The sequence below is a fragment of the Marinomonas sp. 63XJN7_7_ISO-PGPR-S23-202 genome (genome assembly GCF_056173505.1).
This window is the reverse complement of sequence record NZ_CM149677.1, coordinates 2,521,218-2,546,310: the sequence shown is the minus strand read 5'-3', so window position 1 is coordinate 2,546,310 and position 25,093 is coordinate 2,521,218. Positions and strand designations below refer to the sequence as shown.

Below are 25,093 nucleotides of genomic sequence, written 5' to 3'. Positions count from 1 at the left end.
TTCAGTGCTATATTTCTGACAAATACGTTCATTACTGACTTAATCCCTTTAAATATCAGCAATGCAGACTCTTAGCCATTTTTGTAAATCCCTCACTTTTTCGGTATTCCCCGGGTGTCATCCCTGTCCATTTTTTAAAAGAACGGAAAAACGCGCTTGGTTCATCGAAGCCCATTAATGCTGCGACATCATTGATACTCAGCTGAGGCGCATTCATATAGGTAATGGCCGCTTCTTTGCGACACTCATCTTTAATATGTTGGTACGAGGTCTGTTCTTCGTTAAGCCGGCGGCGTAAGGTTGAGACACTCATGTTTAGACCGCGAGCCACCTCTTCTGCACTGGGCATCTCCCGTGAAAAATCTTTGCCTAGCATCGCCGTCACCTGTGACTTAAGACTATTATCGTTGTCGACCATGACAAGCAACTGATAAGGTGCTGTTTTTAAAAAGCCTCGTAGGCTATCTTCCGTTTGAACAATTGGCATATCCAAATAACTAGAGGGAAAAACCAGAGCATTAGCATGCTGATTGAACTTTATTTCTGACTGGAATAGGGTTTTGTAATACTCCAAATCATTAGGGCGCTCACAGGTAAAATAGGCGGCTTTTAAGTTCAGGCGTCGACCAATTAACCAACAGAAAAAGTGATGCCACATCGACAGAGTGATACGAAGCTGCTCTTGGGACTCCCCTAATACTAAACTTGTGATATCGGTTTCCGTTGACTCAATTGGCGCAAAGGTAACCATGGCAAAACGCCCTTTTTTGATCAAAACCGGTTTGATTGTTGGACCACGACAAATGTCGTAAAAGTCACTACAACGGTACATAGCGTGGGCCAGTGAGGGAGCATGAATGATGCTCAAACACATCATGCGAAATGCTCCGTTGGGCATCTTGCCGCCACTCAACATACCAAAAGATTCGTCTTGAACCAGCCACATAATTTTTTGATAAAGCATGCCATACTGGTAGGCGGGGAAAGAATTATTTTGCTCAATATCTGCTCGAGAAAGGCCTAAAGACTCAAGCAGTTCATCACAATTTATTCCTTGATTCTCAACGGCTTTTAGAAGGTAGCGTACGCTTGACATCGGAACCGATGCTTTCAAATTCATAGACATAATTCCATCAAGTTTTATGCTTTTATTGTAAGGCTTATTTTACCCATAAAAAAAGGCTGCAAGAGCAGCCTTTTTAACTTTACTTCTTTAAAACTTAATTTTCTTCCGTGAAAGCGGATAGCAGCTCATCTACTGTTAACTCTTCAGTATCATCACTGTTGATACCAGACGCATTCACGGTTTTAACTGGTTCATCTTTTTTCGCCTCTTGAGGCTTTACGAACACAAAACGGCGTGGACGTGTTGCTGGCTGCGGTGCTTCTTTTTCAGGAAGCTGCCCTAGCCTTTCAAGTTTTTTGTGCGCTTGCTCTTTGCGCTCCTTGGATTTCTTAACAACAAAACGGCGAGTTGATGAGGCTTTGCGAGCTTTGTTTTGCTCTTTCATCATTTCCTTTGAGCCAGTTTTTCCAAGTTTGCCACGCATGCTGCGCGATTTTTTCGTACGAGCCATAAATAACCTCTCTTTCTCGCGCGCATTGTAGCAGCCAAACACTCAAAGGTCATCACTCTAAACGATGATTAACAGCTCGTTTTGAAAGAGCTGTGCCCGATTTTACGCTGTTGGCCTACTTTTCCAAGTAGGATTTTGACTTGTGCCATATCGTTTGCTTTTAGTGCTGTTTCCAACGACTTAAAAACACCAATGGTATCGTCAACAACCCCTTGGTACGCCTTTTCTTTTTTCGCTAATTCCGCACCTTGTAAATTCTCTTCTTTAAACAGATAAGGGGTTTCTTCGCGAGATTTTTTAAATAATGCAATAATCTTACTAACTCCTTCTGCTGCTGCTTGATTATCGCCAGATTTGATATCAGAGCTAACTGCACGCAATTCATCTTTAATATGATGCATGTACCCTGGTAATGGGCTTCCATCACAACCAGCTTGAGCTAAAGAGCTGCCTGTAAAAGCTAAAACGGCCAAAGAAGTAAGAAGAAAACGTTTAGACATGTCTGTAATCCTTTAAGATTGATTAAAGATAGAGGCAATATTAATGACTCTATTAATATAAATAGCATAAATACAGTAAAACAGACCAATAAATAATGAATTAGTTCATATATTCGGTCGAAATATGTAAAAATATAATCACTTTTCGATGGAATGATTTTGTAGATGGTGAATAAATGATTCTCATTCGTATTTTATTGCTTGTTATTTTTCTATCAAACATTACTCAAATAGCTAACGCAAAACCCAAATGCCCTGATATAAAGGCGATACAAGCATCCGATAAGCTGTCAGAGAAGTTAACTGGCGGAAAGGTATTTAAGGAAGGGGAAGTTTTAAAGGTGAACTTACCAAGCTACACTAAGGAAGTTGCCAGTTACATTTATGTAAAATCCGATGGTCTCTACTATTCAATATTTACATTGGTTAATACAAAGTGTGTGGCTCGTTTCATCAAGCGAACTAATGGCAAGTACTGAGAAAGTATGACACTGACCACTTAATATGCATCCCCTCGAGAGTGAGGCCAAAAACTAAAAGCCCCAGTGAGCTTTAAACTCACTGGGGCTTTGATTTAGACTAAGAAATATACGCTTCTTGGTAGCAGGATGAGACTAACCCTTTTTAGGCCCTTTTTTACTCTTCTCATTTTTAGATGAGTGGGAGTCATCCTTCGACGAATGGTTTTTAGCGTCGTCTTCATCCTCTTCGTCTTCTTCTCCCAGTTTAGAAATGGCTTCTAAGCGCTCAATAACTTTGGCTGAGATGGTATCTTCTGGATAGTTGCCCTCTTCATCCGCTACACCAGGCTCAATACCTGTCAGTAAATGCAGTGCTTCATCGGCGGTAGAAATCGCATAAACATGAAACTTCCCTTCTTTTACTGCATCAATAATGTCATCGCTCAGCATTAAGTTATTGGCGTTGGATTTAGGAATAATTACGCCTTGAGTTCCTGTTAACCCACGGGCGTTACAAACGTTAAAGAAGCCTTCGATTTTTTCATTGACGCCACCAATTGCCTGTATTTCACCGTATTGATTTAGGGATCCGGTGATCGCAAAATCTTGACGCAGAGGTATTTGAATCAGGGCTGATAGCAAACAACACAGTTCCGCTGTCGAGGCACTGTCACCGTCTACATAACCGTAGCTTTGCTCCATGGCAATTGATGCGGAGATTTCCAGGGGATAACGCTGAGCGTATTTATTGCCCAGATACCCTGAGAGAATCAATACGCCTTTGGAGTGAATATTTTGCCCTAGATTGGATTCACGTTCGATATCAACGATGCCTTTGCCACCAGGATGGACCGTGGTCGAAATACGAGCAGGCGCCCCAAAATGGCTATCGCCAATTTGCATGACAGTTAAGCCATTTATTTTGCCCACAGCGGTACCTTCACTTTCTAGCAACACGGTGCCTTCGATGATTTCCTCAATGATTTTTTCACTAACGCGACCTGTGCGGTGTTTTTTGGCTTTTAATGCTCTGGCAATATGGTCAGCGGTGATTGACTCATCCCGAGCCATTTCGCGAACAAAGTCTGCCTCGCCTAATAACTCAAAGACATCACCAATTTTTGCCGCCATCTCACGCTGGTGTTCGGCTAATCGGCTACTGTATTCGATCAGGGCGGCCACACCATCTCGGGTCACATTGGCATACTCTTCCTTATCTATTCGGTCTTTCATAAGACGAGCAAAAGACAGCTCTGCTTCTTTAGTGCGTTTGAGTGTGTCATCAAAGTCGACTAAAACACGAAACATCTCTTGAAAGTCCGGGTCAGCATCTTGCAATAAATAGTAAATATCCCGTGAGCCAATTAAGATGACTTTAACTTGTAACGGCAGATCTTGTGGTGACAAGGTCGTTGTATTCATCAACCCCATATCGGCGTAGGGATGTTCAATTTTGAGTGTTTTGCTCTTCAGGGCCCGTTTTAAAGCTTCCCACAGGTAATGATCCGTAAGCAGTTTTTCCGCATCTAGAATTAAATAGCCGCCGTTTGCCGCATGTAAACTCCCTGAGCGAATCAATCGGTAACTTGTAATCAACATCCCTTGATCACTGCTGTACTCTACTTGTCCAAACAGGTTGCGATAAGTCGGATGAGGCTCATATATAACCGGCATCCCCCCATTGGGACTGTGTGTGACAGCAACATTGGGCAAATACATTTCTTCATACATCTGACGACGGCCGATCTCATCACGGTTGTCCGATGCCTTGTCATCCGCCAGTTGGTCAATAATGGTTTTGTCTAAATCACTGCGCATGGCCTGCAAATATTCCTGTACAGGCGCATCGTCTTGATACTTTTCGAAGAGCGCTGCCATCAACGGATCCAGCGCTTCTTTTACGGTATTAAGGTTGAGTTGACGTAGCTGTTCATAAGAGGCTCGTTTCCATAGCGGTAGGCTCAACAACTCTTCATTTAACAGCCCCTCTAAATGGGAAACCGCATTTTGAAAATCATCTCGCTCTTCATCACTTAGTCCTGCAAAGTCACTTTCTTCAATGGCCTTGCCCTCTTTCATCGGAGCAAAACTGACCGAAGACGCATCACGAAACATGGCTACACCAATTTTGACCGCCACTCTCTCTACTTTATTAATTGCTGCTTCGTATTGCTCATTAAAGGCGCGATCTATTGCTCCTTTCTGTTGCTGGTAAGAGGGATTTTCAAACGCTGCTGGAAAGGTGGCCATAAGGCCATCAATCAATGAGCGAATTTCTTTTTCAAACTCAGCCGCATGACCGGGTGCGAATTCAAGCGCCTTAGGGCGATGGCTTTCTGTAAAATTATTGATGTATACCCACTCATTGGGTGGCGTACGGCGTTTCGCCTCGCTTTTTAAATAGCTGGTTACGTAGGAAGAGCGCCCTGTACCGGAGTCTCCCATGGCAAAAATATTGTATCCAGGACGTTGCATTGCAACACCAAATTGAATCGCTTCAACCGCACGCTCTTGCCCTAATATTCCACTTAGTGGCTCAAGATCATTTAAGGTTTTAAATGGGAGATGATCCGCTGGTACTTTAGCTGATAGTGCATGGTACGGAAGAGGGGTAACCATATTTGACATTAATGGGCTTCCTTGTAGCAAACAGGCCAACGCTTGGTTGACCTGAGAAAGAATCATTTCATCTTTCTAATGATATGAATTTTTAAAATATATGTGATGATTTGAGACTACCATTCTTATCTACTTTACACCTAATTTTTCAATAGAAAAATAGAGGAAAAGTAAACGAAAATAGGTACTTAAAACAAAGCTACTTAAATTAAACGGCTATCCATTGGCAACTTGTAAGATCTGGTCTGGGGTGGCTTTGGAAAAGACCCGATGAAAATTCGCGGCTGTTGCTTCAAGTAGTGCCTCGTAACGAAGCCCTTTTAAATCCGCAACGTACTGTGCCACATTCGCAACGTATTGCGGTTCATTTTTCTTTCCACGGTGCGGCACAGGGGCAAGGTAAGGCGAGTCTGTTTCAACAATTAACGAGTCAAGAGGAAGCTTCTTAACGGTTTCTTTAAGCTCCAGAGCGGTTTTGAATGTCACGATACCCGAAATAGAAATCAGGTAATTTTCATCTACGGCTGCTTTGGCCATAGCATAATCTTCAGTAAAACAATGCAGTACACCTGCACTGTCTGGATTACTGTATTCACGAATCAGTTTCATTGTGTCGACTTTTGCATCACGGGTATGAACAATTACGGGTAAACCGAGCTTACCTGCGGCGGTTAAATGATGAACAAAACTCGTCCTTTGTTTTTCATGAAGTGCGGTGTCTTCTTCGTAAAAGTAGTCCAGACCTGTTTCGCCAATGGCTATGACTTTATCATGCTGAGCAAGGTCCATCAGACGGTCTTCGCTGGTCAACAGCCCTTCTTTGTGCAAAGGGTGCACTCCGCAGCTGGCATAAACCCCCTGACGATGAGTGAAGGCAATAATGTCATCCATGTCATCTACATTAACAGAGATGCTAAGTAGCTGCTTAACGCCAGCCTTTGCTGCCGCATCAATCGCGCCGTTAACATCACCGTTATATGGTGTTAAGTCTAGTTTGTCTAAGTGGCAATGTGTGTCAATTAGCATAAAGTGGTTACCATTGGTTCAATTCGTGTGTGAGTTGCATAACCGGATTAAGGTTGGTCTTTGATAGGTCGGATTTTAACCTTTGTAAGGCTTGATAGCGTGCCATCAAAGCTTGAATCCCCATTCTCTGCATGATTAACGGATACAGTTCGGATAACACTGGGTGAATTGTGGCGCCAGCAGAATGACAAAGGCATTGATGCAGTATGGCGGCCAACCCATTGCAGTAATCTATAATGTTAGTGTTACTGACTCCTGTCAGTAGCGCCTCAACGGTGGTTGTGCCCTGCATCAGTTCTTTTACCTTTTCTGGCAAACTGGTGTAGATCCCCGTCTTCTGTTGTTTTTCCAAGCTAAGTAAACGAAAAGGTTGTGTTGTCAGCCAAAATAAAGCACTCAGAGCTTCACCATCGGGTTGGTTCTGCAACCAACTTTCGACCTCCATTTGGGAAGGCGTTGGCACATTAACCAGTAAACAACGGCTACGAACGGTTGGCATCAAGCTAGTAGATTGAGAACTGGTCAATAAAAAGTAGGTTTGATCAGCAGGTTCTTCTAGAGCTTTTAATACGGCATTGGAAGCATTGATATTCATGGCCTGAGCATGGGTAATCAGTACCACTTTATGGTTACCAACTTGGGGCTTTTGGTTGATTTTATTGATGAGTTGGCGGACTTGATCCACTTTGATGGTTGCTTCTTCCCCATCCAAAAGATAATAGTCAGGGTGTGACTCTCCAGCCATAAGTTCACAGGAATGGCAGTGGCCACAGGCGACGCCTTGGTCAATTTTTTCGCACATTAGATCTTTGACCAACGCTTTGGCTAAGTGCTCCTGACCAACGCCATCTGCTCCGGTAATAAGCAAGGCGTGTGAAAGCTTTTTTGTCTGTTTGAGGTGCTGTACTTGCTTATGGCAAGCCTGTAACCACGGCGCGAGTTCGATCATTTCTCGCTCTTACTCCAAGACAGTTGAAGCGCCTTTAATTGCTGTTGGATTTGTTGCTTGACGCTCTCTAAAGATTGGCTCGCATCAATCAATTTTATTCGCTGTGGGCTTTGCTGAGCGCGCTCTAAGAAACCTTGGCGCACTTTCTCGTGAAATAGATGAGACTCTTTATCCAGCCTATCTGAATGTTTTCTCTGCTGTACGCGCTGTTGCCCAATCTCTACTGGCACATCTAGTACGAACGTTGCATCGGTCTGGCAATTCCCAACGACCCATTGAGTAAGATGATCTAATACCGCGATATCACCGCCTCTAGCGATGCCTTGATACACATAAGTGGAATCGATAAAGCGATCACTGATGACCCATTTTCCTTGCTTTAAAGCGGGTTCGATTTTCTGGGAAATATGTTGAGATCGAGCGGCAAACATCATTAAAAGTTCCGCCATGTCGTCGACGGCTTCTTCCCTTGGACTTAATACGAGGTTACGAATATCTTCTGCCAATGGCGTCCCGCCAGGCTCACGAGTCATGACATAATCAATGTGTTGCGATTCTAACCAGTTTTGAATATGCGCCATCGCGGTGGACTTCCCACTGCCCTCACCACCTTCTAACGAGATAAATTTGCCTCTCACTGTGCTGTTTCTCCTTCTTTCTTTGATGATGAAGCGGATTGAGGCTCCGGACTTGAACGATAATCAGCACGTCGCTGCATTTGATATTTCTCAACTGCTTTATTGTGCTGAGCCAATGTCTTTGAAAAGACATGTGATCCATCACCTTTGGCCACAAAATATAAATCGTCTGTCTTTGTCGGATGCAAGGCCGCGACAATGGCTCGTAAGCCCACGTTGGTTATTGGAGTGGGCGGAAAGCCTTTGTGCAAATAGGTGTTATAAAGTGATTTTGAACGCAAATCCTTGTAGGTAATGGTGCCATTATAGTTTTTACCGAGACCATAAATAACGGTTGGGTCCGTTTGTAAGCGCATATGCTTGTGCAATCGATTAATAAATACGCCGGCAATTAAGCCTCGTTCCTCTGGTACACCGGTCTCTTTTTCGATCATAGATGCCATGATTAACGCTTGATAAGGGGCTTTATAAGGTAACCCCTTATCTCTTGTTGCCCATTCTGCTTTTAAACGTGATTCAAGTAGATGGTGTGCCCGCTCTAAAATACGTTGGTCGGTTGTATTATTATGATACTGATAAGTATTTGCAAAAAATAGGCCTTCAGGATTGCTTCTCTTTATCCCCAGTTTTTTGGCTATCTGAGCATTCGATAAGCCTTCAAGGGTCATTTGAATGTTCCCCTTGGCTTTCATATCCTTCAGATACTCTTGGAGTGTATTTCCTTCAACCAAGGTGATGGTATAGACAATAGATTTTCCGGAATCGAATAACGCCATCATGCTTAATAACGTCATGCCGTTGGTGATTTTATACTGCCCCACTTTAGGAACCCACTCAGGGTGAAGCTTGGCAACGACCCTGGTTAAAAAAGGGTATTTTATCCAGCCGCGCTGGGCCAGTTCTTCCCCTAAACCAAACGAGGTATCCCCTTTTTTAACCTCAAAAACTTGAGGCTGAGTGAGAGTGACCGGCTGGGTGATCTCATGATAAAGAAACCCCGCCCCGATGGCGCAAAAGGTAATGACAATAATAAAGGCTTTGAACAGCCATCTAAGCAACGTCATGCACATCCCTAGTCTGCATTTGTTTTTGGAGTCTTAAGGTATTTTCACCAATGAGAAAAGAACTACCTTGAAGAGAAATAACAGGAACAATTCCCATCAAACTGTTGGTGATGAATATTTCATCGGATTGTTTCAAATCATTTAGAGATAACTCACAAATATTGACTGGATAAAGGGTTTGGGAGGCCATGATGTGTTTTCGGTAAGTGCCCTGCACACCCGCTTCGGCCAAAGACGGTGTCATTAATACATCATTGTGAAAACAAAAAATATTGCTTTGAATACACTCAATTACATTGCCTGAGTAGTCAAGCATAACATCTTCAAAATGCTTGGCCATGAGTTGCTGTTTGGCTAATACGTTTTCTAAGCGATTAAGGTGCTTTAATCCACTTAAATAACGATTGCGACTTACCTCAATCGGAGAAAGGCCTAGATGAACTCCATAACGTTGTTCATGGGCATAATCTGGTGCGCAGCCTACGCCAACTAAAACCGTATGTTTGGGGGACGTTGGCGGTAAATACCCTCGCCCACCTTCACCTCTTGTGACAATGATTTTTACCACCGAGAAATCATCAATCTCAGCTAGTATATCGTCAAAAAGAAACTGTCTTAAACGCTGAGTATCTTCTTCTGAGAATGGCATCCCAAGCTGTTTTAGCCCTCTAGTGAGGCGAGCAACATGATCATATAACTGATAAAAGCCATAAGGTGACGCTTTAATGGTTTCGAATACACCATCACCGTAAGCCAGCCCTCGATCTGAGGCAGATACCATGTCATCCTGATAGTAATTAACAAACCACTTCATGAAAAAACGACTCAGAATAAAAAGGGTGATTATAATAGCCTAAAAACGGACATCATCACAGATTCCGCGTCTCTCTTTACTTATGTTTTTACTTATAGAAAGACCTATTGAAAGATGAGGGATGTTAGTGAAAAAGTTCGGTGTATAGTCGATTTTTACAGGGGCGAAAATGGAGGGAAGAAACAAGTTTGATAGAAAAATTGAGTTCCCTATTATTTTATAGGTTACTCTTTTTAATTTATAGATAGTGTTTAAATTTATAGATGTGGCGTCCCGTAGGGGGTTCGAACCCCTGTTACCGCCGTGAAAGGGCGGTGTCCTAGGCCTCTAGACGAACGGGACACAATCAGTTTTGCGAAAAACTGTAAACTTTATACTTTCACACTTAGTGAAAGTGGAGCGGGAAACGAGGCTCGAACTCGCGACCCCAACCTTGGCAAGGTTGTGCTCTACCACTGAGCTATTCCCGCCCTATAAAACCACCCTACTTTATTCGGGTAATTTACTAAATAGTGGCGTCCCGTAGGGGGTTCGAACCCCTGTTACCGCCGTGAAAGGGCGGTGTCCTAGGCCTCTAGACGAACGGGACACAATCAGTTTTGCGAAAAACTGTAAACCTTATACTTTCACATTAAGTGAAAGTGGAGCGGGAAACGAGGCTCGAACTCGCGACCCCAACCTTGGCAAGGTTGTGCTCTACCACTGAGCTATTCCCGCCCTATAAAACCACCCTACTTTATTGGGGTAATTTACTAAATAGTGGCGTCCCGTAGGGGGTTCGAACCCCTGTTACCGCCGTGAAAGGGCGGTGTCCTAGGCCTCTAGACGAACGGGACACAATCAGTTTTGTGAAAACTGTAAACTTTATACTTTCACACTTAGTGAAAGTGGAGCGGGAAACGAGGCTCGAACTCGCGACCCCAACCTTGGCAAGGTTGTGCTCTACCACTGAGCTATTCCCGCCCTATAAAACCACCCTACTTTATTCGGGTAATTTACTAAATAGTGGCGTCCCGTAGGGGGTTCGAACCCCTGTTACCGCCGTGAAAGGGCGGTGTCCTAGGCCTCTAGACGAACGGGACACAATCAGTTTTGCGAAAACTGTAAACCTGTACTTTCACATCGAGTGAAAGTGGAGCGGGAAACGAGGCTCGAACTCGCGACCCCAACCTTGGCAAGGTTGTGCTCTACCACTGAGCTATTCCCGCCCTATAAAACCACCCTACTTTATTCGGGTAATCTACTAAATAGTGGCGTCCCGTAGGGGGTTCGAACCCCTGTTACCGCCGTGAAAGGGCGGTGTCCTAGGCCTCTAGACGAACGGGACACAATCAGTTTTGTGAAAACTGTAAACCTGTACTTTCACACAGAGTGAAAGTGGAGCGGGAAACGAGGCTCGAACTCGCGACCCCAACCTTGGCAAGGTTGTGCTCTACCACTGAGCTATTCCCGCCCTATGGCTGCCCTACTCGTTACTCGCATAACACAGTGAACAACACCTAAACTGTTTTCTACCAAACACTTGTTGCAAGCAGAAAGAAAGTGGCGTCCCGTAGGGGGTTCGAACCCCTGTTACCGCCGTGAAAGGGCGGTGTCCTAGGCCTCTAGACGAACGGGACACAATCAGTTTTGTAAAAACTGTAAACCTTATACTTTCACACTAAGTGAAAGTGGAGCGGGAAACGAGGCTCGAACTCGCGACCCCAACCTTGGCAAGGTTGTGCTCTACCACTGAGCTATTCCCGCAAAATGCTTTTCATACAACATCAAAGAGAAGTAAACTACCACCAATATAATTAGATGGCGTCCCGTAGGGGGTTCGAACCCCTGTTACCGCCGTGAAAGGGCGGTGTCCTAGGCCTCTAGACGAACGGGACATATGTTCACGTCTTGCTGTGTGAGCGGGTGCGTATATTACTGTTACTATTTGGAAAATCAACATTTTTTTTAATAATCTGCTAAGTTAGTAGATTAAACACTTGTTTTGCAACAATATTGTATAAAAATGGAGCAACTATGCTTAATAAACGTCTTATTTTGACTTTTACATTGTCAGCCGCTTTACTCGCCGGCTGTTCAACGACGCACTACATACAAATAGATCCCACTGCGGCGATCCAAAGCGAAAAACTCACCAATAACCGAGTGATCCAAGTCAGCACTACGACAAATATAGGCAACCAAATAGGATCAATCAAAACTGGTCTAAATGAACATGCGGATATCTTTACCACTAACAATGTAAAACAAAGTGTTAACCAAAGTATTGTGAATGGTCTTCGCAAGTTAGGCTTTACTCTAGATCAAGGGGTTTTGCCACCGGCGAAAATGGATGTTGTCATTACAAAAATGAGTTACACCACTAAAGTAGACAATTTAAAGACGATTGCGACCCTAAACTTTGCGTTGAATGTGACGGTGACAGCAGGAGATGAAACCTATAAAGCCACATTAGCATCACAAAAAACCGAAGAATACGGAACGCTACCCTATCAATCTACTGTACAAAAAAATATGAACGAGCTGGCAAGCAAAACTGTTACTCGACTACTAAAAGACCAAAGTATCATCAAGCTCCTTCAGCAGTAATCTTCGAATCCTTTAAAGGGGGAGCGTTGTGCAGTCTCCCCTCTTCATTTTCCCTCAGGTTAACTTTGTGACATCTTTAGCTCTCATCTTGAATGCCTCAAGGTAAAAGGTCGTGCTACTATTTGAGGACGGAATTTACTATGGACTTAAGGTTGCCAGCTTAACGAGGAATAAACGTGCACATTCGAAAGTCAAACAAACTATCAAATATCTGCTATGAAATTCGTGGTCCTGTTTTAAAAGAGGCCATGCGCATGGAAGAAGAAGGACAGCGAATTCTGAAGCTTAACATAGGGAACCCCGCCACATTCGGCTTCGAAGCGCCAGATGAAATCCTCGTCGATGTCATTCGAAATCTTCCAACTGCCCAAGGGTATTGCGAGTCCAAAGGTTTATACCCTGCGCGCAAAGCGGTTATGCAAAAATATCAGGCCCTCGGCGTCAAATCCTCAGATGTTAATTATATTTGGATGGGCAACGGCGTAAGCGAACTGATCGTGATGGCAATGCAAGCCTTGCTGAATGATGGCGACGAAATTTTGATCCCAGCACCCGATTATCCATTGTGGACAGCGGCAGCAACGCTGTCTGGGGGGTACGTCAGACACTATCATTGTGATGAAGGTGCAGGTTGGCAGCCAGATTTACAAGATATTCGCGCTAAGATATCCAATAAAACCAAAGCCATTGTGATTATTAACCCAAATAATCCAACAGGTGCCGTTTATGAGAAAGGCATACTAGAAGGCATCATCGACATTGCCGCCGAGCATGATTTGCTCATTTTTTCCGATGAGATCTACGATAAGATCTTATACGATGGTGCGACCCACATTCCAACCAGTACGTTAACAGAAGGTAGAGCCCCATGTATAACTTTTGGCGGTCTATCAAAAGTGTATCGAACTGCCGGTTTTCGTTCTGGTTGGATGATTGTCACTGGCGACAGATCGGGCATTAAAGACTACATCGAAGGGTTGGATATTCTGAGCTCAATGCGCTTATGCGCCAACGTGCCAGCACAGCACGCGGTGCAAACGGCTCTTGGTGGCTACCAAAGTATTAATGAGTTAATCGAGCCTGATGGTCGCTTATACGAGCAGCGACGGGTCGCCTGGGAGGCTTTGGACGCTATTCCTGGTGTACATTGCCATAAACCACAAGGGGCGCTCTATTTATTCCCGAGACTCGATCCTAAAATGTACCAAATAAAAGACGATATGGATTTCATTTTGCGTTTTTTACAGGAAGAGAAGGTGCTGATCGTGCAAGGTACTGGATTCAACTGGCCAACACCGGATCATGTGCGTTTTGTCTTCCTTCCACATATAGAGCAACTGGCCCCTGCCATGGAGCGATTTGCCGCCTTCTTAGATCGATTAAGAAAGCGTTAACTTCTGCTTGAATTTCCACCAAACAGCCCTATCATGCTCTTTAACAATCTTTTAAGGAGCATGTTTATGCGTATCATTCTGTTCTTAGTGACGAACCTAGCCATCATGTTGGTGGCGGGTGTGATTCTCAGCTTGCTGGGTGTTAACAACTATATGACCAGTAACGGGTTGAACTTCACCTCGTTACTGATTTTCTGTGGTGTATTTGGTTTTACGGGGAGCATCATTTCACTACTGATTTCCAAATTCATGGCCAAGCGCGGTACTGGTGCGGTGGTTATTGAGCAACCAAGAAACCATAAAGAAGCTTGGCTGTTGGAGACGGTTGCTCAATTATCAAAAGAAGCGGGGATCAAAATGCCAGAAGTGGCTATCTTTCCGTCTCACGATGCAAACGCCTTCGCTACTGGTTGGAATAAAAACGATGCTCTGGTTGCTGTATCAAGCGGTATGCTTGAGCGCTTTCCGCCAGATGAAATCAAGGCGGTGCTAGGCCACGAGATAGGTCACGTTGCGAACGGTGACATGGTGACCTTGACTTTGATTCAAGGGGTGGTTAACACCTTTGTCATGTTCTTTGCTCGTATCGCCGCTTATGCCGTTGATCAGTTTTTGCGCAGAAACGACGATGAAGGCTCTGTAGGTTGGGGGTACTACATCGCCACGTTTGTGTTCGAAATTTTATTCGGCATTCTCGCCTCAATGATTGTGATGTGGTTCTCTCGATACCGTGAATTCAGGGCGGATGAGGCGGGTGCTCGTCTAGGCGGTAAAGGCGCAATGATCGCAGCGCTAGCACGTCTGCAAAGTGAGCATGAAGAAAGCCATATGCCACAAGGCATGGTTGCTTTCGGGATTAACCGCGGCAAAATGCCAACACTAGGCGAGTTGTTCTCAAGCCACCCACCTATCAATGATCGAATCAAAGTATTGCAAGCTTTATAGTTAAAAGTACAGTTTGGTACAACGTAAAACGCCCGATTTGTCGGGCGTTTTTTTGTTCACATCTCACGATTCATAAGGATATAAACGCTCTTCAAGGGGTTGTGTGACGTTACCTTATCGGCATAATAAGAAATTACCCGTTGTAAAAAGGAAGAATCTATTGTGCCCTATTCTCTGTCTTCGATTTCTATCTATCCAATCAAATCCATCCACGGCGTGGAATTAGCACAAAGCCAAGTAGAGTGGTCTGGGTTAACTGGGGATCGTCGCTATATGCTCATCAATTCAAATGGCGAATTTATCACTGGCCGAGAGTTTCCCCAATTGGTCTTGATCAAAGCTGAGCGACTTACTAATAAAACATGGGAACTTTCTCATCCTGATACTGCTATTAAGCTGGTATTAGACCCTGCGACCTTTAGCTCTACCTATCAAAATGTTGTGATTTGGGAAAAATCACTAAAAGCACAACATTGCTCGGAGCTGGCCAATGCTTGGTTTAGCCAAGTATTAAACAGTGATGTTCGCTTGGTTTATTTTGGTGAGCAATCTGAACGGTTCACGAAAAGAAGGCCAGAAAGTCCTGTGGGCTTTGCCGATGGTTACCCATTTCACTTAACTTCCCAAGCTTCTCTAGAGGAGTTAAATCGTACATGCCAAGAAAACATACAGATGGCGCAATTTCGTCCCAATCTTGTTGTGACGGGCTCTCAGCCCTTTGAGGAAGAGACATGGAAACGTCTGCGGATAGGTGGCATCGAGTTTGAGAATGTAAAACCCTGCGCTCGCTGTATTTTTACAACTGTACACCCAGAGACGGCACTACGCAGTAAAAAAGGCGAACCAATGAAAACATTAGGCAAGTTTCGTTTGCAGCCTGAGGAAAAAGTCATCAATTTTGGCATCAATCTCATTGCCCTCAATACAGGGGAGATTCACGTGGGCGACAAAATGGAGGTTTTAGAGTATCAAGAAGCCTTTACTTATCAAGACAAACGCTAACGTCATTTTAGCAGACATAAAAAAAGGGAGCCTCTCGATACAGGCTCCCATTTTATTGTGAATCACTAACGTGTTCGCTCAATACAAGACATTAAGCGTCCTGTTTGGCCAAATATTCGTCGTAAGTACCATGGAAGTCGACAATGCCATCACTGGTGACTTCAACAATGCGAGTCGCCAAGGAAGAGACAAATTCGCGGTCATGACTGACAAAAATCAATGTCCCTGGGTAGTTTTCCAGCGCTAGGTTTAAAGACTCAATCGACTCCATATCCATATGGTTGGTTGGCTCATCCATTACTAGCACATTTGGTTTTTGCAACATCAGTTTGCCAAACAACATCCGGCCTTGCTCTCCACCAGAAAGCACTTTTACCGACTTTTTGATGTCATTTTGTGAGAACAACAGGCGACCCAGCGTACCACGAATCACTTGCTCGTCATCGCCCTCTTTAGCCCACTGCCCCATCCATTCAATCAAATCAACGTCTTTGGTGAATTCATGGGCATGATCCTGAGCGTAATAGCCTATACTGGCATTCTCAGACCACTTTACCTCACCTTTAGTCAGTTCCGTGTCACCGACCAAGCATTTAAGTAACGTCGTTTTACCGATTCCGTTTGGCCCGATAACAGCGATACGTTCACCAACTTCAACCATCATGTTCAGACCACTGAACAGTTCTTCATCGTAAGATTTTGCCACATTTTCTACTTGAACCGCCATGCGGTGCAATTTCTTCTCTTGTTCAAAACGAATAAAAGGACTTTGACGACTTGATGGTTTGACTTCTTCAAGTTGGATTTTGTCTATCTGTTTCGCACGCGAGGTGGCTTGTTTCGATTTCGAAGCGTTAGCAGAGAAACGACTCACGAACGATTTCAGCTCGTTGATTTGTGCCTTTTTCTTGGCATTATCCGATAATAGACGCTCGCGAGCTTGTGTTGCGGCGGTCATATATTCATCATAGTTTCCTGAGAACAAACGCAATTCGCCGTAATCTAAATCCGCCATGTTGGTGCAAACGGAGTTGAGGAAATGGCGGTCATGGGAAATGATGATCATGGTGCAGTTGCGCTCAACCAATACACCTTCCAACCAGCGAATGGTATTGATGTCCAAGTTGTTGGTAGGCTCATCAAGCAGCAGAATATCAGGATCAGAGAATAATGCTTGAGCAAGCAGTACACGCAGTTTCAAGCCCGGTGCGACTTCACTCATCAAGCCATAGTGTTGCTCGGTAGGAATCCCCACCCCTAATAACAACTCTCCGGCACGGGCATCAGCCGTGTAACCGTCCATTTCAGCGAACTCTGCTTCCAAATCCCCTGCCCGAAGTCCATCTTCTTCGGTCATTTCTGGATTGGCGTAAATTGCATCTTTTTCAGACTTAACTGCCCACAGCTCTGTGTGACCCATAATCACCGTATCGATGACAGAATATTCTTCGTAAGCGAATTGATCCTGTTTTAATTTACCAAGGCGTTCATTTGGGTCTTTAGATACGTTACCAGAACTTGGCTCTAAATCGCCGCCGAGGATTTTCATAAAGGTGGATTTACCGCACCCATTTGCACCGATTAGACCGTAACGTTTGCCTTCAGCAAACTTAACAGACACGTTCTCGAATAAAGGCTTGGCACCAAATTGCATGGTGATATTGGCAGTTGTTAACAAGGTATTTTTCCGCTTCTTAAAAGTAAATTGAGCACACCTAGGTTGGCGGCTTGCATTAATGGCCAGCATTATCGCACAGATATACCTTGCTCTTTAAGGTACAAGATAAAATTACCGATAAAAAATCAAAAACGCTTAAAAACTAACAAAAAATAAGCGAAATCAAGGGAACAAATGCTTACAATCTTACTCCAATAGTTACTACTAAACACAGAAACTGACTGTCATTAAATGGTAGAAGGCGCTAAAACTTATACAAGCAGGGATACAAAGCTAACAAACAAAGGATTACTATTGACTGAGAAGAGACATTGATTGACGGGAGACCATAATGAAAACCGTCCTTAAGCAAGACATAAACTCTAACCTAGAGCCATCTAAGCTCAAAGAAGGCTCGGTTTTTGGTGCCCTATCGGAACGCTCTATTACCTATTTACTCAACAATGGCGTCCTTATTGAACTGGACGCTGGCGAACAGCTGTTTGACTATGGGGATAAAGGTGACCGCTTTTACATTGTCCTGAAAGGCTGTTTGGATTTCTACAAAACTCACAATGACCAAACCTCTCATACCAGAACTATCAACTTTGGTGAGGCCGTCGGTTTCGTCTCAATGATTGCTTTGCATGATAAAGTAGGTAAAACCATTGCTAAAGAAAGCAGCATTGTATTAGAAGTGACCAGCCAGTTATTTAGTGATTTTCATGATGATCATGCGTTTGACTTTGGCATTTTATTAATGAATTTATCTCGGGATATGGCAAGGTCACTAAGGGTGCTCGGTAATGCCTTGGTAGAAAATCACATAAACGTAAGCACGTAAATCAAGCAAACGTAAGAGCCTTGCTTACCCACCAAAACATTACCAATGTATTTCGCGCCGCGCTTAATATTTCTCTGCTGCTATAACTGAGATCTCAACTAATAACTCTGGACGAGCTAAACGAGCCTCAACACAGGCGCGTGCTGGCGTATGTCCTTGTACAACCCAAGCATCCCAAACATCGTTCATTGCGGCAAAATCTTTCATGTCGCGAAGATAAATAGTGGCCGATAAAAGGTGTTGTTTGCTAGAGCCCGCTTGTTCTAACAAGGCTTCCACTTTATCTAACATGGTTTGAGTTTGCTCAGTAATACTTGCATTTGCATCCGCCGCTACTTGTCCGCAGAGGTAAATGGTCCCATTGTGTTTCACAATACGACTCATGCGTGGAGTGATTTCTTGGCGCTCAATTTTCATAATCCACCTCAATATGAATAAAGTAGAATATTAACAATATTTAAAAAGAATATTCATCTATATATTAATGAAAGTTAAGTATTTCTAACTGGCGATAACTAAAATTCCAGTCCTTTCTGAGCCTTTATGCCACGCTTAAAAGCATGTTTCACTTCTTTGATTTCACTGACAGTGTCCGCTAACGCAATCAAAGACTCACTTGCCCCTCTTCCTGTCACAACAAGGTGCTGACTCTCTGGTCGATTCATCAGGGCTTCCAGGACTCGGTCTTCAAAAAGATACTCATAATGAAGTAGATAAGTCAGCTCATCGAGCACCACCAAATCAAGACTTGCATCCGCCAGCATATCCGCTGCTTTTTGCCAGGCCTCTTCTGACGAAGCGATATCCGCTTCACGGTTTTGCGTTTCCCATGTAAAGCCAGAGGACATAATTTCCCATCTAATGCCGTCTTGCTTTTTAAAAAAATCAATTTCTCCAGTGTTCCACTCACCTTTAAGAAATTGTACTACCCCTACTTTCATACCATGACCCAACGCACGAGCGACCATCCCTAATGCTGAGCTGGATTTTCCTTTCCCATTACCAGTTAATAGTACAAAGGTTCCCTTATCTTCTTGAGCCTTAGCAATGCGCTTGTCTACATGCTTTTTGATGTTTTGCATGCGTTTTTGATGTTTTTCTGGGTCTTGAATCGCTTTTGACACAATGGCCTTCCTAGTTGACGTAAATAAACAATGAGAGTTAACAACCCGTCATACTACACTCTATCATCTTCTGGGTCGTAGCCAAGGTTTGGCGCTAACCAGCGCTCTGTATCTTCTTTACTCATACCCTTACGTTTGGCGTAATCATCCACTTGATCAGGACCTATTTTGCCAATACCAAAATACGTTGAGGCTGGATGGGCAAAGTACCAGCCACTGACCGCTGCTGTTGGCAACATAGCAAAGCTTTCTGTAATTTCCATATCAATATTATCTTTGACATTCAATAGTGACCACAGTTTGGCCTTCTCTGTATGATCAGGGCAAGCAGGATACCCTGGCGCAGGGCGAATCCCTTGATACTTTTCTTTAATTAACTGCGCATTAGTCAAACTTTCATCTGGTGCATAGCCCCAGATCTCCTTACGTACTTTTTCATGTAAGAACTCTGCTGTAGCCTCGGCTAAACGGTCCGCGACAGCTTTGATCATAATAGAATTATAATCATCGTGATCGGCCTCGTATTTCGCGACGATGGGCTCAATGCCGAAACCCGCAGCGCACGCAAAAGCACCGATATAATCAGGAATCTTAGATGCTTTAGGGGCAACAAAGTCGGCCAAGCTGTGGTTATATTTGCCTGGTGCCGTCAGTTCATTTTGTATTCGCAAGAAGGATAGCCGCTCGATAACCTCACCGCGAGACTCGTCTGCATAAATTTCGATGTCGTCATCGTTCACTTGATTGGCAGGAAATAAACCCACTATGGCTCGTGCCTGTAAGCTGGCATTCGCGATTACGTTATCCAACATGGCGAGCGCATCGTTATAAACACGCGTCGCTTCCGCGCCAACTATTTTGTCCGTCAAAATGCGTGGATAAGCGCCGGCCAATTCCCACGTTTGGAAAAAGGGTGTCCAATCGATGTAATGTCGTACTTCAGCCAAATCGATATCGCTTTCGGTCAACACCGTAATGCCAAGGTTATTTGGCGTCACTATGCCACTGGAAAAATCGACAGGGCTTTTATTTAGACGCGCTTTGTCCAGTGAGACTCGACGACCTGCTTTGGCCCGGTCTTTATAGCGCAAGCGCGTTTTTTCATAATCGGTTTTGATCTCATCAATAAAGGCTTGTCGTCGTGTTGTATCCTTGCTCAGCAATGCGCTGGCAACCCCCACACTGCGTGAGGCATTGGTAACATGAACCACTTGATTTTGTTTATAGTTTTGCTCAATTTTAACCGCCGTATGAGCCTTAGAAGTGGTTGCCCCACCGATCATTACTGGCAATTTGAAACCTTGTCGTTCCATTTCTTTTGCCACATGCACCATTTCATCCAGTGATGGAGTGATCAAGCCAGACAAACCAATCATATCGGCTCCCTCCTCTTTTGCGGTACGCAATATTTTTTCGGCAGGAACCATGACCCCAAGATCAATGACTTCAAAGTTATTACATTGCAAAACAACACCAACAATATTTTTACCGATGTCATGAACATCGCCTTTCACGGTGGCCATAATGATCTTGCCATTACTGGACGATGCCGTGTCCATGTTTAGACGTTTCTCTTCTTCAATAAAAGGCATTAAGTAAGCAACGGCTTTTTTCATGACACGAGCCGATTTGACCACCTGAGGTAAGAACATCTTACCTGAACCAAACAAGTCCCCCACAATGCCCATGCCATCCATAAGGGGGCCTTCAATGACCTCCAGCGGACGGGCATACGCTTGGCGCGCTTCTTCAGTGTCGTCATCGATGAATTCGGTAATCCCTTTAACCAAAGCATGGCTTAAACGTTCTGTCACTGGCAAGTTGCGCCACTCTTGTGTTTCTTTTTCTGCGACTTCGCCTGTGCCTGCAAACTCGCCAGCTATGGCTAGCAAGTTATCGGTGGCATCCGGAGTGCGATTTAATACGGCGTCTTCTACCGCATCACGCAATTTGATTGGGATGTCTTCATATAAAGCTAATTGCCCAGCATTGACGATCCCCATGGTCATACCTTGTTTAATGGCATGATATAAGAACACCGCATGGATCGCCTCACGAACAGGGTTGTTACCTCGGAAAGAGAAGGATACGTTAGACACTCCACCAGACACCTTGGCATAGGGCAGCTCACGGGTAATGTCTCCTGTTGCTTCAATAAAATCTAACGCGTAACGGTTGTGCTCTTCAATACCGGTCGCTATGGCAAAAATATTGGGGTCAAAAATAATGTCTTCTGGCGGAAAGCCGACTTCATCGACAAGGATTTTGTAAGAGCGTCGACAAATCTCGATTTTTCGCTCTCGAGTATCCGCCTGGCCGAGTTCGTCGAATGCCATCACGATAACAGCCGCACCATACTTCATGAGCTTTTTCGCTTGCTCTCGAAAGTTGTCTTCCCCTTCTTTCATACTAATGGAGTTAACAACCCCTTTACCTTGAATCCATTTCAAGCCTGCTTCGAGAATGTCCCACTTAGATGAGTCCAGCATGATAGGCACACGCGAGATGTCAGGCTCAGATGCGATCAACTTAAGGAAGCGCTCCATGGCAGCCTTGGAGTCCAGCATGCCTTCATCCATGTTAATATCGATAATCTGCGCGCCGTTTTCTACTTGTTGACGAGCAACGTCCAGTGCGGTATCGAAGTCCCCTTCTTTAATCAAGCGCTTAAACATCGCTGAGCCCGTGACATTGGTTCGCTCACCAACATTTACAAATAAGGCGTTTCCATCAATATTGAATGGCTCAAGTCCAGATAAGCGACAGGCTTTTTCGATAGTCGGGATTTGGCGAGGAGTCGACTGTAGGAAGGCTTTAGCAAAGGTTTCTATGTGACTCGGTGCGGTACCACAACAGCCCCCAATGATGTTAATAAAACCGGCATCGACCCAACCTTGAATTTCTTCGAGCATTTCTTCTGGTGTTTCATCGTATTCACCAAATGCATTAGGCAAACCAGCATTGGGGTGCGCAGACACATGAGTATCAGCAATGCGGGATAATTCCTCTACATATTGGCGCAAATCTTTTGGTCCCAGCGCACAATTTAAACCAACAGAGAGTGGTTTGGCATGCGCAATAGAGTTCCAAAACGCTTCAGTAGTTTGTCCTGACAACGTTCGGCCAGATGCGTCCGTGATGGTACCTGAGATCATAATTGGGTAACGAACACCGGTTTTTTCGAAATAATCTAATACGGCATAAATAGCGGCTTTGGCATTTAAGGTATCGAAAATCGTTTCAATTAGAATGAGGTCCACACCACCTTTAACAAGACCATCAACGGCAACTGTATAAGCCTCGACTAACTCATCGAAGTGTATATTACGAAATCCTGGGTCGTTAACATCCGGTGAAATCGTACAAGTTCGGCTTGTCGGTCCCACGGCACCAGCAACAAAGCGAGGCTTATCAGGGTTTTGTTGAGTAAATTCGTCTGCGGCCTCGCGCGCCAATCGAGCCGATTCATAGTTCAGCTCATAGCTAAGTGCTTCCATATGGTAATCCAACATGGAAATGGCGTTAGCATTGAAGGTGTTTGTTTCAATGATATCTGCTCCCGCCGCTAAATAGGCTGAGTAGATATCTTTGATGATTTTTGGTTGTGTTAATGACAGTAAATCATTATTCCCTTTTAGCTCGCTCTCCCAGTCTTCAAAACGTTCGCCTCGATAGTCCTGTTCTTCAAGCTTGTACGACTGAATCATGGTTCCCATTGCGCCATCAAGAATCAGTATATTTTGCGCTAAACGCGCCTCAATAATGGAATACGATTTGGACTTTACCACTGTCACTACCTCAATATGTATATGCGAGCCTACTATACCTAAAACTCATCGGCTAAGTATTGAATATTAATAATGTAGAGTTGAATGATCTGACTCATCAAAGACAAAATATAAGAAGTGTAGGGCGAAACAAGCCCATTGAAAATCCCCAGACAAAAAAGCCCTGCTTTGTTTAAAAAGAAAGCAAGGGCTTAGAGTGGCTGGTAGCGACACCTATGTCATCCGTTTTTATCACTAGTTCGTGGTATTGTAGGCCGCTTTATCAACTAGATAGCGTGTTTGAAAAAACAGCGAATTATGCCTCTTTCTTTCTTCTACTCATATAGCCTGCCCCAAAGCCACCAGCCAACCCAAGTAATATCGCGCCAGCCCAGAAACCATATTTATCAAGCAAGTTATCGTTTTTCAGCGCCATGGTTTCACTACCATCGTACACTTGTCTTAAGATAACTTTATCGTGGTAGTTCATTTGTTGCGACACAAATAGATTTAATTTCGCATTAGGTCGTTCGTTTAGACCGTTTAACCGCCAACGCCATTGTAATTGACCATTTTGTACTGTCGCCTCAACTTTAGGGCTACTAATCATTTGAATAGCACTGTCTGTCACCAATTGCGCAACGTAACTTTGCCCTGCTACAGGGTTAGTAACGCGGGCGGTCACAACGATCTCAAAGTTATTGTGTAAAGACGCTTCTTTAGGTAGCTGCCAAGTCACACTGTCTAGACTAACGGCTAGCTGATTTTTAAGAGAGGCTACTTCCGCTTGAAACGGAATCAAGTCATTCACTTGAGCCGCCAATTTAGTCCGCTCTGCAGTATCTTTGGCTGATTGTTCTTTTAAAGAGGCCAATTCTTTCTCTAAATTGGCTTTGTCTTGTTCTAAGCCTGTCAATTGATCCGATAAGGATTCGGCATGGGCCTGACTTACTAATAACGCTTTATTGCTGTCTTTGAGTGCTTTGTTCGCATCAACATTCATTTGTTCAAGTCGTGCCAATTGTGACTCTAAAGCTGCTATGTGACGGTTATTGACTTTGTGTTGAGCAAGTTGCTTTTTAAGTGTCTGTACATTCTTTTTATAATCGTTAATCAAACTTTCCTGTGCGTTTAACTTTGCTTCGAGGGTCGCTATCTGGCCTTGCAGTTGGCTGCTGTCTTGATTGCTTGTTGTATCGTCAGAAGGTGTCGACTGACTTCTGTATTGTTCAGTTAAGTTAGCCTGTAAATGTTTTATCATGCCCTCTTGAACATGAATTTTATTCCACAAAGACTCTTGCTGTGCTCTGGCATCGGATATTTGCCCGCCTAGCTTTAAATTTTCTGCTTTTAGCGAGTCTAATGCTTTTTCATTGGATAAGTTGTCGAGGTTCAATTTATTATAACGCTGCTGCAGGTTTTTTTGCTTGCTTTCTAACGAATGGTATTTCTTTTGCAGTGCAGAATAAGCAGAGTTTAGCGTTTGATAGCTTTTGTTTAACCTCACAAAATCCAATTTAGCATTCGAGTTAGCTTGGTTTTGTGACGTTTTGCTTACAGAAGAATTACTGAAAAGCTGTTTTTTAAGAGAGAGATTTTCCGCTCTCAATTGGGAGAGTTTTTTATTAAGGTGGTCATTATCAACTTTAAGTTGGGCATACTGAGATTCTAAATCACGGCGTAGTCGCTTTTCTTTTTCTAAGGCAATCAGAGCCTCAGAGCTTGACGATGATTTTCCTAGAGCGTCTATTAACGCGTCTTTTTCATCCAGTTGGTGTTGTAAGTCAGCCAGTTTGTTCTGGTTCTTTGCTAGTGCTTGCTGCAGCGCTTCAATACGCTGATTTTTTTCTTCTAATGTGTCTTTAAGAGAGGTCTCCGGCTTGATATTGGTTGGACTTTTCTGGGTGGCTGTAACAGCCCCTGTCATGCTGGACTGATCTTGTGATGACGTATTGCTCGTTGTGCTGCAAGCCGTGGTCATCAGTCCTAATGCAATAGGTATAAACAAAGCGGTACGACTTATCATTATATGCCCCTAAACAAACCCAAGCCCATCAATCAGTTAACCTGTTATGCCAGAATCCAAAGTGAAATGCAAAAAAAACGTAAATTTTTTACTTTTT

General features: G+C 43.9%; 20 protein-coding genes and 13 tRNA genes. 6 read left to right on the top strand and 27 right to left on the bottom strand.

What is annotated here, in order from left to right:
* Positions 1 to 55: 55 nt before the first annotated feature.
* The 3 genes from AC0VYG_RS11715 to AC0VYG_RS11705 form a co-directional block, all read right to left on the bottom strand.
* Positions 56 to 1,120 carry an AraC family transcriptional regulator gene (locus AC0VYG_RS11715; protein ID WP_475432441.1) on the bottom strand — a complete coding sequence of 355 codons (1,065 nt, stop codon included), beginning with the start codon at positions 1,118 to 1,120 and terminating at the stop codon, positions 56 to 58.
* A 100-nt stretch (positions 1,121 to 1,220) separates the two neighbouring features.
* Positions 1,221 to 1,577 (bottom strand): hypothetical protein, encoded by a 357-nt coding sequence (locus AC0VYG_RS11710; RefSeq protein ID WP_475432440.1) that lies wholly within the window; start codon positions 1,575 to 1,577, stop codon positions 1,221 to 1,223.
* Positions 1,578 to 1,645: 68 nt separating this feature from the next.
* Positions 1,646 to 2,077 (bottom strand): cytochrome b562, encoded by a 432-nt coding sequence (locus AC0VYG_RS11705; RefSeq protein ID WP_475432439.1) that lies wholly within the window; start codon positions 2,075 to 2,077, stop codon positions 1,646 to 1,648.
* A 176-nt stretch (positions 2,078 to 2,253) separates the two neighbouring features.
* Here AC0VYG_RS11705 and AC0VYG_RS11700 point away from each other — a divergent pair, with 176 nt between their 5' ends.
* Complete coding sequence (locus tag AC0VYG_RS11700) at positions 2,254 to 2,556, top strand: hypothetical protein (RefSeq protein WP_475432438.1); 303 nt, start codon at positions 2,254 to 2,256, stop codon at positions 2,554 to 2,556.
* Positions 2,557 to 2,691: 135 nt separating this feature from the next.
* On the opposite strand, the gene AC0VYG_RS11695 is transcribed toward AC0VYG_RS11700, so the two are convergent.
* From AC0VYG_RS11695 to AC0VYG_RS11605, 19 genes are all read right to left on the bottom strand, one after another.
* Entirely contained in the window at positions 2,692 to 5,166 is a 2,475-nt protein-coding gene (locus tag AC0VYG_RS11695; protein WP_475432437.1) for a Lon protease family protein, read from the bottom strand.
* Positions 5,167 to 5,373: 207 nt separating this feature from the next.
* Positions 5,374 to 6,183 (bottom strand): TatD family hydrolase, encoded by an 810-nt coding sequence (locus AC0VYG_RS11690; protein WP_475432436.1) that lies wholly within the window; start codon positions 6,181 to 6,183, stop codon positions 5,374 to 5,376.
* A 7-nt stretch (positions 6,184 to 6,190) separates the two neighbouring features.
* Positions 6,191 to 7,132 (bottom strand): DNA polymerase III subunit delta', encoded by a 942-nt coding sequence (gene holB / locus AC0VYG_RS11685; RefSeq protein WP_475432435.1) that lies wholly within the window; start codon positions 7,130 to 7,132, stop codon positions 6,191 to 6,193.
* Positions 7,129 to 7,770, bottom strand: coding sequence for a dTMP kinase (gene tmk, locus AC0VYG_RS11680; protein WP_475432433.1), 642 nt, complete (start codon positions 7,768 to 7,770; stop codon positions 7,129 to 7,131). Before tmk ends, holB begins: the two co-directional genes overlap by 4 nt.
* Positions 7,767 to 8,834 (bottom strand): endolytic transglycosylase MltG, encoded by a 1,068-nt coding sequence (mltG, locus tag AC0VYG_RS11675; protein WP_475432431.1) that lies wholly within the window; start codon positions 8,832 to 8,834, stop codon positions 7,767 to 7,769. The genes tmk and mltG overlap by 4 nt, the downstream gene beginning before the upstream one ends.
* Positions 8,821 to 9,648, bottom strand: coding sequence for an aminodeoxychorismate lyase (pabC, locus tag AC0VYG_RS11670; RefSeq protein ID WP_475432429.1), 828 nt, complete (start codon positions 9,646 to 9,648; stop codon positions 8,821 to 8,823). The genes mltG and pabC overlap by 14 nt, the downstream gene beginning before the upstream one ends.
* A gap of 266 nt (positions 9,649 to 9,914) precedes the next feature.
* A tRNA-Glu gene (locus AC0VYG_RS11665) sits at positions 9,915 to 9,990 on the bottom strand.
* Between the two features lie 53 nt (positions 9,991 to 10,043).
* Positions 10,044 to 10,118, bottom strand: a tRNA-Gly gene (locus AC0VYG_RS11660).
* A gap of 43 nt (positions 10,119 to 10,161) precedes the next feature.
* Positions 10,162 to 10,237: transfer RNA gene (locus AC0VYG_RS11655), tRNA-Glu, on the bottom strand.
* 53 nt (positions 10,238 to 10,290) lie between these two features.
* A tRNA-Gly gene (locus AC0VYG_RS11650) sits at positions 10,291 to 10,365 on the bottom strand.
* A gap of 43 nt (positions 10,366 to 10,408) precedes the next feature.
* A tRNA-Glu gene (locus AC0VYG_RS11645) sits at positions 10,409 to 10,484 on the bottom strand.
* Positions 10,485 to 10,536: 52 nt separating this feature from the next.
* A tRNA-Gly gene (locus AC0VYG_RS11640) sits at positions 10,537 to 10,611 on the bottom strand.
* A gap of 43 nt (positions 10,612 to 10,654) precedes the next feature.
* Positions 10,655 to 10,730 (bottom strand) — tRNA-Glu (locus tag AC0VYG_RS11635).
* Positions 10,731 to 10,781: 51 nt separating this feature from the next.
* Positions 10,782 to 10,856 (bottom strand) — tRNA-Gly (locus AC0VYG_RS11630).
* A gap of 43 nt (positions 10,857 to 10,899) precedes the next feature.
* Positions 10,900 to 10,975: transfer RNA gene (locus AC0VYG_RS11625), tRNA-Glu, on the bottom strand.
* A 51-nt stretch (positions 10,976 to 11,026) separates the two neighbouring features.
* Positions 11,027 to 11,101: transfer RNA gene (locus AC0VYG_RS11620), tRNA-Gly, on the bottom strand.
* Positions 11,102 to 11,191: 90 nt separating this feature from the next.
* Positions 11,192 to 11,267 (bottom strand) — tRNA-Glu (locus AC0VYG_RS11615).
* A 52-nt stretch (positions 11,268 to 11,319) separates the two neighbouring features.
* A tRNA-Gly gene (locus AC0VYG_RS11610) sits at positions 11,320 to 11,394 on the bottom strand.
* Between the two features lie 55 nt (positions 11,395 to 11,449).
* Positions 11,450 to 11,525 (bottom strand) — tRNA-Glu (locus tag AC0VYG_RS11605).
* A 139-nt stretch (positions 11,526 to 11,664) separates the two neighbouring features.
* Between AC0VYG_RS11605 and AC0VYG_RS11600 the strand changes: the two genes are divergently transcribed.
* From AC0VYG_RS11600 to AC0VYG_RS11585, 4 genes are all read left to right on the top strand, one after another.
* Positions 11,665 to 12,237, top strand: a complete 573-nt coding sequence (locus AC0VYG_RS11600; RefSeq protein WP_475432427.1) for a YajG family lipoprotein — start codon at positions 11,665 to 11,667, stop codon at positions 12,235 to 12,237.
* Positions 12,238 to 12,413: 176 nt separating this feature from the next.
* Positions 12,414 to 13,631, top strand: a complete 1,218-nt coding sequence (locus AC0VYG_RS11595; protein WP_475432425.1) for a pyridoxal phosphate-dependent aminotransferase — start codon at positions 12,414 to 12,416, stop codon at positions 13,629 to 13,631.
* Between the two features lie 66 nt (positions 13,632 to 13,697).
* Positions 13,698 to 14,576 carry a protease HtpX gene (gene htpX / locus AC0VYG_RS11590; RefSeq protein ID WP_475432424.1) on the top strand — a complete coding sequence of 293 codons (879 nt, stop codon included), beginning with the start codon at positions 13,698 to 13,700 and terminating at the stop codon, positions 14,574 to 14,576.
* A 162-nt stretch (positions 14,577 to 14,738) separates the two neighbouring features.
* Positions 14,739 to 15,578 (top strand): MOSC domain-containing protein, encoded by an 840-nt coding sequence (locus tag AC0VYG_RS11585; protein WP_475432423.1) that lies wholly within the window; start codon positions 14,739 to 14,741, stop codon positions 15,576 to 15,578.
* Positions 15,579 to 15,669: 91 nt separating this feature from the next.
* On the opposite strand, the gene AC0VYG_RS11580 is transcribed toward AC0VYG_RS11585, so the two are convergent.
* Positions 15,670 to 17,256 carry an ABC-F family ATPase gene (locus tag AC0VYG_RS11580; RefSeq protein WP_475432422.1) on the bottom strand — a complete coding sequence of 529 codons (1,587 nt, stop codon included), beginning with the start codon at positions 17,254 to 17,256 and terminating at the stop codon, positions 15,670 to 15,672.
* 331 nt (positions 17,257 to 17,587) lie between these two features.
* Between AC0VYG_RS11580 and AC0VYG_RS11575 the strand changes: the two genes are divergently transcribed.
* Positions 17,588 to 18,079, top strand: coding sequence for a Crp/Fnr family transcriptional regulator (locus AC0VYG_RS11575; protein ID WP_475432421.1), 492 nt, complete (start codon positions 17,588 to 17,590; stop codon positions 18,077 to 18,079).
* A 63-nt stretch (positions 18,080 to 18,142) separates the two neighbouring features.
* Here AC0VYG_RS11575 and AC0VYG_RS11570 read toward each other — a convergent pair whose 3' ends face one another.
* From AC0VYG_RS11570 to AC0VYG_RS11555, 4 genes are all read right to left on the bottom strand, one after another.
* Positions 18,143 to 18,496: a RidA family protein gene (locus tag AC0VYG_RS11570; RefSeq protein ID WP_475432420.1), complete on the bottom strand. Its 354-nt coding sequence runs from the start codon at positions 18,494 to 18,496 to the stop codon at positions 18,143 to 18,145.
* A gap of 98 nt (positions 18,497 to 18,594) precedes the next feature.
* Complete coding sequence (gene cobO / locus AC0VYG_RS11565) at positions 18,595 to 19,203, bottom strand: cob(I)yrinic acid a,c-diamide adenosyltransferase (protein ID WP_475432419.1); 609 nt, start codon at positions 19,201 to 19,203, stop codon at positions 18,595 to 18,597.
* Between the two features lie 53 nt (positions 19,204 to 19,256).
* Entirely contained in the window at positions 19,257 to 22,991 is a 3,735-nt protein-coding gene (gene metH / locus AC0VYG_RS11560; protein ID WP_475432418.1) for a methionine synthase, read from the bottom strand.
* A gap of 295 nt (positions 22,992 to 23,286) precedes the next feature.
* Positions 23,287 to 24,996, bottom strand: coding sequence for a hypothetical protein (locus AC0VYG_RS11555; RefSeq protein ID WP_475432416.1), 1,710 nt, complete (start codon positions 24,994 to 24,996; stop codon positions 23,287 to 23,289).
* Positions 24,997 to 25,093: the final 97 nt, after the last annotated feature.